This window comes from Candidatus Zixiibacteriota bacterium (genome assembly GCA_029860345.1).
In the GTDB taxonomy this organism is placed as follows: domain Bacteria; phylum Zixibacteria; class MSB-5A5; order GN15; family FEB-12; genus JAJRTA01.
In genome coordinates this window covers 65,886-78,537 of record JAOUBJ010000011.1, presented here as the reverse complement: position 1 = coordinate 78,537, position 12,652 = coordinate 65,886, and the positions used below count along the sequence as shown (strand labels likewise).

Sequence of the window (12,652 nt, the reverse complement as noted above, 5' to 3'; positions counted from 1 at the left end):
CGCGTATTCATGTCATGCCGAGCGGAGTCGAGGCATGAATCTAATGCCCCCGCGTCATCTTCAGTAGGGCGGGTCCGTCTTCGCCTGCGCGCCGTGGCGTGAACCCGCCATTGTCACAGGCAGACGAGGACGGCCACAAGTGGCTTCCACCCCGCAGCCCACGAATATCGGCCGGACCAGTAGCGGTTCTGCCCTGCGCAGATAGCAGTGCGTGATATTGTCAGGAGCACAGGGCTCCTGACCTACTGTGTAAGGACGTTTGTACAAGCCTCAAAAAAACAGCCGTCCGCAGGTCGCAGACGGCTGTTCGGACAGGGTCGCAATAGAATCGCAGTCTACATTGTTATGGTTTCACCACAAGTTTTCCGTCTGCATCGTAGCCTCGAATGAACCAGGAATACACACCCGATGCTATACTGTTGCCGGATGCGTTACGGCCATCCCATACCCACTCTCCGGATATGCTCTCCCTGATAATCACCGCCTCACCGGAGACCGATTGAATCAACAAGTCGACCGGTTTGGCCGGCAGGTGAAAGGTGACCACCTGGCCTTTGCGAAACGAGACCGGGTTTGGCGAGGCAAAGACCTTGGTGGCGACAGTGAAACTGGAGAGCGCCGAGTAGGCATTGTTGTCGGCTCTCACGCGCCAGAAGTATGTCTCTCCCGGTTCCAACCGCTCATCGACTTTCCATTCGGTATAGCCGTCACTACCTTCGTCGATAGGACGAGAGGACGCTGCCGATGAGACGAATGAGGAATCGACAGACACATCAAAGTGATACTGATGAGGGCCCGGGTCGGTGATGTTGCGAGCGCGCAAAGTAGGCTTGCGCGAACCCACCGTGGCACCGGGCGGTGGTTGGTCGGCCCCGGCGATGTACTCGTCGGCATCAGTGGCCAAACTGACCCAACGGAAAGATGTGGGCTCTGTGAACTCGGTCCAGTGGACCCGATCATTGGCGCCCACTCGCCACCAGTAGGTTTGACCGTTGACCGGTGTAAACGGCAGTTCGGCGCTGGTTTGCCCCGGAGTTTCGGGCAGATTTCGGACCGACCCGACAAGGCCATCGGCCGACTGGTGGAGGTAGATGAAAAAATCGTAGAAGAGCGAATCGCCGTCAATGTCGGTCGAGTTTTCGATGACCATTTGGATCGATTCGCCGCTCACCGAAACGCCGTCGGTCGGAAGCAGATGCACCGGGATGGTCGGGGGATGGTTGGCCCCTTGACCCGATGCGATGGTGAAAGCGGCCGACGCGCTCCAACTCGAATAGCCGACGCCGTCGAAGCAACGCGCCCGCCACAGATAGTTTTGATCGGCGGCCAGACTCTGCGATACTGTCCAGGAGGTAGTCTGAGCGCCAGAGGATACATTATTTGTCGATGACAGGAGAACGGTCATACCGGCGTCGTACACTTCGAAACTATAGGTCAATGGATCTCCCTCCGGGTCGGAACCATTCTGTACGGTAAGGAGCGGATTGACCTGCGTGGTGGTGTCGCCGCTGGCCGGACTGATGACCGTGGGCGCCGACGGTGGATTGTTTCCGGCCACGTCGATCAGGAATAGGCAGGTCTCGCACCAGTCAGAGTTGGCGATGTAGTCTGAGGAACGCGCTCGCCAGTAGTACGCGACACCGTTTTCAAGCGTCACCGGCACCGACCAATCGACCTGGCTGGTACCACGAAGCACCAATCCGGTGGCCGTAGGAGTGGAGAAGTCCTCGAACTTGGAGATTACAAACTCGCACACCACCGGTGTCCCATTTGGATCAACACTCTGGTTTATGCTCAACAGCGGTTGCAGGGTTCCGACCGTATCACCGTCGGCCGGGTTGAATATAGTCGGCGGCGGGGGAGGAGTGTTGGGCGTCGAGAATGAGAACGGCCCTGCCCACGGCGAGTTGAACATGCCATTGTAGGCACGCGCCCGCCAGTAGTAAACACGGCCTGCTTCCAGATTCGACAGCGGTGTCCAACAGGTGGAAACGGATTGTTCAGCCACCGTGACAGGAGCCATGGCGCTGACCGTCAGGTCGGGGTCAAGGTACAGCTCGAACGTGTAGATCACCGGATTGTTGCATCCGGACACCGGCGGCGGGTTGTAAACGCACAAGCTTGGACGATACGATCCAGCCGGGGCACCGTCGCCCGGAGCGGCCAGGGTTGGCGTGGCAGGCGGTGAGGTGCAGCCGCCGATCATAGCCTTGCGATAAATGCCGCCCTCGCCGTTACGAAAGGCATCGGTCGAGATCGGCGAACCCCAGTTGCCGTCGTGATCCATCTTCTGCCAGGGTCCGTCGATCAGTTCGATGGCCGGAGCGTTACTACCGGCGAAAGTCGTCTGCCAGGTGGACATGGGGCGGGAGAGAACCATGTACTGGAAGGCGTCATCACCCATCCAGCGACGCATGAACACTACCCAGTTTTGTCCGGCATTGTCTTTGCCGGCGCCTTCGGCGATCATGCAATCATCGCAGGTGACACTGGCCGCATACCAGCGCACGGTATCTTGATCCCAGGCCTTACTGGCACCGTCGCGGCCCACTCGTTCACCGAGAGCATCAAGCCAATAACAACTGTCGTTCGGCATTCCGGCGTGGACACATCGGCCGCCCGATCCACCACCGTCGATCCAGTTTAGCGAACCATTGTTGCCCGGATCGTTGGCGAAACTGAGATAAGTGGTGCCGCTTCGCCACAGGTAGTACAGAGCCAGTCCGTCGTAATGCCATTTCGTAAAACCGTAAGGATCGCTGCCGTGGGAAGGATTGAACCAGTGTTCCACCTCGGCCTCCGAACATGCCACCATGCCTTTGTACATCGTGCCGGGGTAATAATCGGCCGCCGCCGAGGCGCTATCGATACTTGTAGCGCCGTTGTTGGGACCGGGGTAGAAGCAGACCGAACCCATATACGGGGTGCCGGCGTACTCGTGTTCGCGCGAGACCGGTCCGCTAATGGAAGGATCAAAGTACTCCGGACGGTAGCCATAGGCATACTCGGTGCCCATGCCGTGACCCCAGCCAATGGAGTTGATGTTCAACTTCATTCCGGTGCGAGCAATCATACTATCGGCCAGAAGCGACATGTATTTCAACAGCACAGTGTCGCGGTAGGCACCGTGCCAACTGGACCAGTTCTCACCACCGAATTGTGCGTTGACGCCCAGTGTGTTCTCATACATATAGCGACCCGAAGCGTGGCTCGATACACCGCAGTCCTGGGGTATGCCCATGTTGTCGAACCATAGCCCGGTGAGGTCGAAGTTTCGCGTAGCGGCATGTTTGTTCTTGATGCCGGCCACATAGGCGTCAACGAAGTGCCGACGGAAACTGGCGTTGGTGTTATTGGTCAGTGGCCGCGTACCGCCGTAGGTGCGAAGCCGCGATCCCTCTATGTTGGAGTTGTAACCGTCGTAGGCGCCCCATCCGGTCGGCGTATAGTCCCGCGAATGCCAATACATATTCTCCGGGTTCTGACCTTCGGATTGCATCAACGGGCCGACAACCTCGTTGACCCGCCCCATTGCGGCTGATGCTGTCTGAACATTGGCAAAGTCGAGGTAGACGTAGAACTCCAGATCAGGATCATATAAAACGTAATCGTTGTACTTGTCGACGTAACCCCAACCGTAGGACATGTCCGTAACCAAAGCTTCATAGCGTCCGGCCACGATTGAATCGATTTCATCGGACGTCGGCACAGCGCCGTAATCAAAATTGAAGTAATTGACACTGGGGGTCAGGTCCTGTCCGACCGCCACCCCGACTAGTCCGGTGCTGATGATTGTCATAGCCATCGCCGCGAAGATCCATGCCATGCATCCGTTGAGTGACTTGTGGTACCTTTTGTCCATCGATTATCCTCTTCCTAATTCGCCTCTTGAGGCGCTCCGCACGAGTGCCCCTTAAACCCTAAGTATCGGCACTCTGCCTGACTTTATACTATCTTAACCGCCCCCAAACAAACAAAAACCGTTCCCAAAGAGGCCTCTTTGCACAGTTTTGCTAAGGTCAAGGGACCCGGCGGCTTGATCTGTGAGTACAGGGAGTCCTCGGTAGACGTTATGGCATGTCTTATGGTGACAAAAGATGCTATCCCAGCCGGATTTCCGGTAACCAACATTGATTCAATCGATTGGCCGATTGTTCAAGTTTTGATCGGAGTTACTTTTTGAACAGCACGGTCAAGCCGTGTTTCTCGCCCTTCGCGTCTACCCAAGAACACCAAAGCGGTACCCTCTTAGCGGTTCCGCCATGGACGGATTTCGGTAGGGTAGCCCCGTCTTCGCCTGCCCGCCACAGCGTGGATCCGCCAATTCATCATCAGCCAGTCTTGTGGGTCAGGTCCTTTATGGACCTGACGCAATTGTCAGGACCACAAGGGTCCTGACCTACTATGGGTATGGGTTCAAGGGTTGAGGTGGTGTAGGGCGACCTCGCCCGACACCTACAGCGCTGCTCAAAGGCCGTCAGGCGAGTCACCTGACGGCACCCGACACGACTAACTGGCGGATGGCCGCCTCAAACCTTGACTAGGGTAGGGTTCACCCTTCGACTCCGCTCAGGGTGAGGTTGCAAACGGGCGAAGAATCGTAGGGTAGCCCCGTCTTCGCCTGCGCGCCGCGGCGTGGACCCGCCAACTCATCATCAGCCAGCACCGTAGCCCCGTAGGTCGGAACCCCCTTGTGGGTCCCGACTCTTGTCATGACCACAGGGGTCCTGCCCTACGAGTCGTCGTCCGCTGGGTGGCCGCCTCAAACCTTGTTTGGGGCGGGATCGTCGTCATTTACGCCAGCCGTGATCAGAGGTATCCCGAACGCACTTTCGAAGCTGTCGTAGTGGGGGCGCATCTCCCGGCAGATGTCATCTGAGAGATAGGTCGGGTTGGGCCGCCATTGGTGCTCATGAATGTCCAACGTCCATTGTTCACCCATGTCCAACGCTGCTGAGCGGATGGCCTCGTTCAGAATCCTGGTGCTCTCGACGTATGATACCCCGTTCTCAAGTACCCATTTTCGTGGTTGGTATTGCCGATAGTTTTGGATGAATTCGCTCAGTTTTCGAACGACGTTTGAACGGGTAAACAGGCAACCGGTCTGTTCGTTCACATACGCCTTGGAACCTATGATGGCGTCGGCAAAGAGTCCCACCGGGACTCCTGAGAACATCGCCTCGACCACCGCCACGCAGGCCCCTTCGTTTCCGGAGAAAATCAGACTGACTTTGGCCGACTTGATGGCCCGCACCATATCGGCGTCGGACAGCCCTTCTTTCATGATGACTTTATCTTCACTCCCGAAAGCGCGTGCTTCGGCCATAATCGTTTCAGCCGAACGACCCTCCCAACCACGTCCCAACAGGAGCAGTTTCGTGGTCGGCGGTAGCCTGGACAGGACATCGAACATGAGCCAGTGCCGTTTGTACACGGCAAAATTGGCCAGCATGACGATGTCGAACTCTTTCGGTACATCGTCGTCCCCGGCAAAAACGTCCGGGTTGACCCAGTTGGATGATATCAAAGGGATGCTCACGAGGTTGTCGGCCAGGCGGGCAAAGGCTTCATGATCGACAACGGCGCTCATAATGTTGAACAGGGTACCCGGCCACATTTTTGCCGCCAGCGTCATCGGCAGATCATGGGGTGGTGACCAGGTCGGGGCCAGCACCAAGTGGTACTTACGATGCAGGGCCTTCAGGTCGGCATAGCGCAGGAGTCTGAGCCAGTGGTCCTCGAAGGCAATGAACAACACACCCTTTTCTCGGTCCGACACCGGCCTTTTGAGGATGACTCCTTTGCGAATCTGGCGCGGACTGCTGTGGGGAAAGATCTGATCCCACTCGAGTTGCGATGGGTCCATCCGATCGATACGTTGCCTGAGTTTGCTTTCAAGTCTGCGCAGTCTTCCCGGTGATGGGCAGATACGGGCAGCTTTGGCCAGGTTGATCACCGAACGAGCAATTCCAACAGCCTCGTGCGGGGGCGACATCCGGTCGCGCCACTCGATAATCGTTGAGGCGATCAGCCGACAGGTCGGGTTAAAACGGGCGAAGTCCTTGAGTCTGAATTTCGTTCTCGATACAAAACTCATGACTGTTCCGCTCGTTCCTCGCGATGGGTGTGATGGGTCGGCATCAGCGATTCATATACGGTTTCGAGTTGGCCGATCATCGCTTCGTATGAGAAGGAGTTGCTTGCTTTCTCACGCGCGGCAGCTCCCATGCGATTGCGCAATTCGGGATCGTCCAGGAGTCCGAGAACCTGACGTTCAAACTGCCCGCTGTCGTCGGCAGGGTAGAGGTATCCCAAGTCAGACTGCGAGATCAGTTCCCGATTGCCGCCGACGTCGGAAGCTATCACTGCGCGGCCGGTGGCCATGTATTCCATCAGCGAGTTCGACAGACTCTCCCGGTGCGAACAGAGAACCGCAACATCAAACCCGGCCAGATCACGGGCCACATTATCCGACCGTCCCGGCAACAAGAACTTTCCGGTCAGATCATAGTCCACGATCATTTGCTCCAACTCTGTGCGAAAGTGGCCTTCACCCAGAACCACAAACCTTGTTTGGGGACGCTGCTCAATAATCGTTTTCGCTCTACGAATGAGAAACTCCAGGTTCTTAACCGGTCGCAGGTTGGCCACAACGCCGATCACCGTGGAATCTTCTGAGAAGCCCCAGGATTTTTTAACCTCAACCGCCATCTCGGCACTCGGCTGTGGGTAGGCATTCATGTCCAGACCGTTGCGCACAACCGAGATGTGAGCAGGGTCCACGCCCTCGACCTCTCGCGCTTCCGCGGCGGCCGCTTCCGAATTCGTAATATAGTGAGTGGTGTAGCGTTTCAGAAACTTTAGGATAGCTATCTCACGGCGATTGTGCCAGTAGCCGCTGCCCACGTTACGTCGGCTGCCTATAATGACCGCGACTCGGGCCTTATGCGCCCACAAAGTACCGGCGTGATTACCATCTCGGAAAAATGTCTGGACCATGTCGATCTTGTGCTCCCGACAGAACTCTACGAAACGTCGGCGACCGTGAAAAAAACTCATCGAGAAGAACGATCCGAAGTTCATCACGCTCACCTTGCATCCCGGCTCGGCGGTTTTCAGCCATTGGCTCGAACGCAGGCAAACCAGGTGGGGGCGGAAGCGGGAGCGATCCAGGTGTTTGATGACCGCCAGGAGTTGTTTCTCGGTTCCGGCGTAGGGGGATTCGATGGTGTCGATGACAAAAGCTATGTTTATCACGCCGCCACCTCCTCATAGACTTCAGTCAGTTTCTTTGCCTGTTGCTCAAAAGTGAATCTCTGCCGGACCACCTGCTGCCCGTTTTCGGCCAGTCGTTTTCGGATGGGCAGGTCTTCAGCCAACAGCAGGATGGCCTCACCCAGTCCGTTTGAGTCGCCGGCCGGGACTAACAGCCCGGACTGCCGGTTCACGATCAACTCCGGTACGCCCCCGACAGCCGTCGCCACCACCGGCGTCCCCACAGCCATCGCTTCCAGCACAACATTGGGCAGACCTTCCGAGTACGATGGGTTGACCAGGATGTCGGCAGACTTGAGATAGCTTATCACCATCGCACTGAATCCGGGCAGCCTTATCTGTGTCGGATAGGAGCAGCCGGCAACCTGTCTCTTCACTGGTCCCAGGTCCGGACCATCTCCGTACAGTACAAAGTGCAGTCTACGATCCTGCTCGATAATTCGCGCCGCTGTTTCGACCAATAAACGCTGCCCTTTCTCCCGGCTAAAGCGACCTGCGGCCATGACGACCACGGCGTCGGGCGGCAGTTCAAAAACCGTCCTGAGATCGACCGGCTCTATCTCTGAGAGGTCGCTCAAACTGACCGCGTTGTGCACGACCGAAATGCGTGCCTGGGGGTATCCCGAGTCAGTCATGGTCCGGCGTTGTTGATCGGAAACAGTGACTGCGTGGTTGGCCCATGGCAAAGTCATCTTGTCCAGCCACTGGTACAGCCGGACTTTCAAATCATCTTTGGTGGCGCCGCGCACGAAGCAAATGTGTTTGGCTTTGGATTTGCGACAAACCGCATGTCCCAACAAGTGCGAACGATAGTCGTGTGTGCACAGGAGGTCGACACGTTCCTTCAAAAGCGCCTTCCTGATTTTGCCTACAGCCGTGAAGTCATAGGCAGAGCTAACGTCGATGAGCAGGTTGTCGATCCCGGCCATCTCGGCCACATCGAGCAGCTCAGGATTTCGACCATGCTCTTTATACGATGCGATGACCACGCGATGTCGGCTCCCACCCATCACTTGAGCGTGATGAAAGAGCTGCCGCTCCGGTCCGCCGTAGAAATTGGATGCGCGCAAATGAAGGATGGTCATCGGTCGGCCACCAATCGTTGCATGAATTGTTCGAGCTTGGTCGAAAGCGCATCCCATCCGTAACGTCGCTCCACCAAAGAGCGTCCGGCCTCACCCAGTTGGTGGGCTGTTGCCGCGTCGGACAAGAGCACGTCGATCTGTTTGGCAAAATCCTCAGGCCTGTCGGCCAGAAGAAGTTCGCGACCGTCGGTAACATCCAGACCTTCGGCGCCGACCGAGGTCGACACGACCGGTTTTTTCATAGCCATTGCTTCCAGGATTTTCAACCGCGACCCGCCGCCGATACGAAGCGGCACGATAAACAGACTGGCTCGCTTGATGTACGGTCGCACGTCGTCGACCGTGCCGGTCACCGTGACGCCTTCATGGTTGCCCAGTTCGAGTATCCTGGCCGGGGGGTTGCGACCGACCAGCACCGTTTTTATATCGGGATGAGTGCGCCTAACCAGCGGCAGAATCTCACGCACGAAATACTCGACACTGTCCTGATTGGGCCGCCAATCCATCGAGCCCGTAAAAACCAGACCGGGCGCATCGTCAGCCGTCGGCTGACCATAATCCCTGAAGTATTCGAGATCGACACCGTTGTCTACTACTTCAACGGGAAGATCGGGGTTGATCGAACGAATCACCTCGGCGTCCGCATTTGAAACAGCCGTTGCGGCGGCAACCGACTTGAACGTGTTCTCTTCAAAGCGGCGCATCCGTCCGGCTTGCATGGCCATGTACTTTTTGACCACGAACTGAGTTTCATTCTCAACATAACGCTGCCATATCTGATACTCGATATTGTGCGCCACGACCAGCGTCTTTACGTCGGGTCGTCCTCGCATGAACTGGGCGTAAGGGGTCCATTCGCAAACAACCAGATCGTAATCGGTCGTGGCCAGTTCCCTGGCCAGAGTGTCTTCATACGCATTGGTCCAATGACTCGATACCGAGTAGGGTTGCGCTGAAAAGAGATTCGGCATAAGTCTGAGGTACAGCCCGGCCCCTCGTTTCGGACGGGGTGAGCGGGCCACGGCCAGCGTGTTCAAACCGGCGTCATGAATTGCCTGATATGCATCCGATCCCCTGTCGCCGTAGGCCAGGTAGGTGAGTCTATGACGCAGCGCAAGTCGGCTGAACAGATTGAATGTACGAATCCGCTTCCCGGTGTTAAGCGGATGGGGGAATTCTTCGTCGAGGATCAAGACGTTCATGGTTGTTCAATTAGGTTTGTCGATTTTGGATACTGCAAACTGATACTTTCCTCGCGCCGTCATCGGCAGTTCCTTGACATACTCGACATCGTAGCGCATGGCCTTTCCAAAAAACGCTGGAACCGTCTGAGCCAGTTTGGCCAGACTCGGCTCACCGAACTGTCCGGTGCGCACTATTTTGACAAATAAATGATCCAACGCATCCTGTACAAGTTGAACCTGCCACACGCCGGGGATGTCTATGGCGAAATGATCCATGATGGAAATCCCGGAGAGCATCCGGCCGTCTGGCGTGTAGAGAAAGTCGGAGGAGCGACCGTACAGTTTTTTCAAACGCGGCAGCCCCCGTCCGCAAGCGCATGGTGTCGTATAGATTGTAGCCGTATCTTCGATCTGGTAACGAATGAACGGCATAGCGTCATTGACCAGGTCGGTGATGACCAGCTCGCCGGGCTTTTCTTCGTCGCCGCCGATCACCTCGACATAGAGGCCTTCTGAGTTGATATGAAGACCCTCGTGCTGTTCGCATTCCGATGCGACCACCGAGAGTTCCTCGCAGCCATAACGGTTGAACACTTCGGCCGAAAACACCTGTTCGATCTTGTGTCGTTCGCCGTCGGTCAGAACTTCTGCCGTGCAAATGACACTGCTAATACCGAGGTCGACGATACCATGCTCTTCCAGAAAAAGCGCCAGGACATACACCGAGTGGGCGTGGCCCAGCAAGTATGGCGGGCGGTAGCGCCTGATTTTTTCAACGAAAGCGAGTGAGTTTTTTTCAGACATTTCAAGCGTATCCAAAAGCAAGCGGCGTGTCACCAGGTAGTTGTACAGCCGGGCTCGTAGCGTGTCATGGCCTGCATCGGCGCCCCACAGTTGGGCCAGTTTTTCACCCGGTGCATAGCCGGACCAGGCGTCGTGACGTTGTGTGGCCGCTTGTTTGAAAGCGGTCGCATCCCGGCTCCAGTACAAATGCAAGGGAACTCCTGTGGAACCACCGGTCTTCTTGGGTATCAGGGTCGAGCGATCGTCCTTTGACGACAACAGTTGCTCCTGATTATCCCGGACGTCAGACTTGGTCAAGGGCGGCAGCTTCTCAAAATCGTCGAATGAGGATATATCATCCGGGACGATGCAGCGTTCATCGAACAGCGCCCGGTAGTACGGGACATGATCGTAGGCGTTTTCCAACAATGTCTTGAGACGTTGGAACTGCCTGCCACGGATTTCTTCCAGCGACAGATACTGCGATTTCTCCAACTGTCGCACGATGGACGAACTGTCGAATCCTTCGCGTCGTCGCGAAAGTGGCAGGAACAGACGTTGAGCCAGAAATCTGATCAGGTCCATGCGGGCTCCGTGAGTCTGGTGATGCTATGGTTCCTCATTGTGGACCGTGTCGATGTCGGTTGACGGTGGGAGAACATCCTTCCTGATGAAGAACCCATCCAGAACCGGTTCGTCGCACATTTGGTAGTCGGCTGTAAAGCCGGAGTCGAGGAACAGGTACATATCACCGGGCCAGTCGAAATCGTCGAGGTGGACGCTCGTTCGCTGCATTAATCTCCTGTAGCCGCTCCGATACATCTTGGTCTGGATGAATTCCGGTCTTTTGGACAGCACGTAGGGCGCATCGAACTTCTCACCTACTTTGCCGCCACCTTTTCGTCGCGCTATGTGCGGGTCGATCAGTCCCCAGCGGTCAATCGTGTATAGTTTTGAGTAGTATGGTATAGCGCCGGCATCAATCACGGCAATCCGGGCATCGGCCGGGGCCAGTTGGGCAAGGGCCCGACCCATCGGAATAAACTCGTGCCGGGCATCCATGCCTGCGATTTGGATCTGGTACTCGCGCATCTGCGGTTTGCCGGCAGTCGAAAGGTAGGTCACGACCAGGTTCTGAAACACCAGCAGCCCGACTATCAACACCGTCATCACTCTGGCCGCCCAGTTACCCCACCTGTTACCGTTGTTCAGTTTTCCTATTGCTTCTTGCAGCACGGCCAGGCCGTGGGTCATCAACAGCAGCGTCACCGGCAACACCAGCACAAAGAAACGAAATGAAGGGAGGGGGTCATGCCCTTTGTAGACGCTGTATGCAACCCAGGCAACGAACGACACCAACAAAAGCCCCGTTGCTTTCTTTTGCATCGGTTTCAGGTGGCGCCATGCGGCCAGGGGAAGCAACACCAGAATGATGGTCATGACGCCGCCGTAGCTTTTGAAATAGGAATATGTGTAGAAAAGCCCGCCCATGAACTGGTAGAGCCCGCGTCCGGTCTTGGCATAAAACGTATTAGGCAGCAGGTTACCGAAGTAGACATACTTCCAGGCCAGATAAGCTACCAAAAGAGCCAGATACGGCAGCGCCCATGCCGCTAATCGGCGAGCTTTGCGCTCCGGGAGGAATTTGGCGGCTGCAAAGAGCCCAAAAAACAGCAACCCCTCAGGTCTTGTCAAAGTCAGAAGAAAGAGCACCAACCAGGACCACTGCATACCATTCGGTGAAGACTCTTCGTGAAGGAAGAGTCGGATAGCCAATACCAGCAAGCAGGCGAACATCGCAGTCTCAAGGCCGGACACGGCGTAGATGGCGAACGAAGGGCTGGTCACCAACAGAAGCGCCGTGATAGTATTGAACCAGGGTCGATCGGGCATGAGTTTGCGCGAGGTGTCTCCGATCAGCACTAAGGTGGCAAAGGCGAAGAGGATGCCCAGGACTTTGGAAACCAGTTCCGGATCACTTCCGAAACGAATCAGCAGCCCCAGAAGCATCGTCCACAGGAAGTTTGTATATCCTTCCACTCTCTCACCGAGGTTAAAAACCAGACCATCCCCGGCGGCCAGGTTTGAGGCGTAGCGAAAACTTATATAAGCATCATCAACCGTGAAGCTGTAGAAATGTCCGACCAAAACTCCCAGCATCAGCATAGCCAGAATTAATCCGGCGACAAAGACCGTGCGATTAGACATAATCCGTTACCAACCTTCCTGACCACCGACCTCCATGACGAACTGGCAGAATACTATCGATCAGGGGCCTGCTCAAACTGTTGCCAAGGTTATGTGATGTGATAAGCTTGTCAAGTT

Annotated in this window: 8 protein-coding genes; 1 reads left to right on the top strand and 7 read right to left on the bottom strand. The window is 56.1% G+C overall.

The annotated features are described in order from the left end of the window. Positions 1–343: 343 nt before the first annotated feature. Complete coding sequence (locus tag OEV49_11915) at positions 344–3,862, bottom strand: hypothetical protein (protein ID MDH3891781.1); 3,519 nt, start codon at positions 3,860–3,862, stop codon at positions 344–346. 138 nt (positions 3,863–4,000) lie between these two features. On the opposite strand from OEV49_11915, the gene OEV49_11910 reads away from it, so the two are divergent. Beyond that, positions 4,001–4,183: a hypothetical protein gene (locus OEV49_11910; GenBank protein MDH3891780.1), complete on the top strand. Its 183-nt coding sequence runs from the start codon at positions 4,001–4,003 to the stop codon at positions 4,181–4,183. A gap of 579 nt (positions 4,184–4,762) precedes the next feature. Here OEV49_11910 and OEV49_11905 read toward each other — a convergent pair. Genes OEV49_11905 through OEV49_11880 form a run of 6 tightly spaced genes read right to left on the bottom strand, consistent with a single transcriptional unit; the run spans position 4,763 to position 12,535 of the window. Then, the gene (locus OEV49_11905) at positions 4,763–6,097 is read right to left on the bottom strand and encodes a glycosyltransferase (protein MDH3891779.1); all 1,335 of its coding nucleotides are present in this window, start codon (positions 6,095–6,097) and stop codon (positions 4,763–4,765) included. Then, on the bottom strand, positions 6,094–7,257 hold the full coding sequence (locus tag OEV49_11900; GenBank protein ID MDH3891778.1) for a glycosyltransferase: 1,164 nt from the start codon (positions 7,255–7,257) through the stop codon (positions 6,094–6,096). The genes OEV49_11905 and OEV49_11900 overlap by 4 nt, the downstream gene beginning before the upstream one ends. Further along, positions 7,254–8,360 (bottom strand): glycosyltransferase family 4 protein, encoded by a 1,107-nt coding sequence (locus OEV49_11895; GenBank protein ID MDH3891777.1) that lies wholly within the window; start codon positions 8,358–8,360, stop codon positions 7,254–7,256. Before OEV49_11895 ends, OEV49_11900 begins: the two co-directional genes overlap by 4 nt. Beyond that, positions 8,357–9,562: a glycosyltransferase gene (locus OEV49_11890; GenBank protein ID MDH3891776.1), complete on the bottom strand. Its 1,206-nt coding sequence runs from the start codon at positions 9,560–9,562 to the stop codon at positions 8,357–8,359. The genes OEV49_11895 and OEV49_11890 overlap by 4 nt, the downstream gene beginning before the upstream one ends. Before the next feature lie 6 nt (positions 9,563–9,568). Next, positions 9,569–10,912, bottom strand: a complete 1,344-nt coding sequence (locus OEV49_11885) for a phenylacetate--CoA ligase family protein (GenBank protein ID MDH3891775.1) — start codon at positions 10,910–10,912, stop codon at positions 9,569–9,571. A 24-nt stretch (positions 10,913–10,936) separates the two neighbouring features. After that, positions 10,937–12,535: a hypothetical protein gene (locus OEV49_11880; protein ID MDH3891774.1), complete on the bottom strand. Its 1,599-nt coding sequence runs from the start codon at positions 12,533–12,535 to the stop codon at positions 10,937–10,939. Between the last annotated feature and the right edge of the window lie 117 nt (positions 12,536–12,652).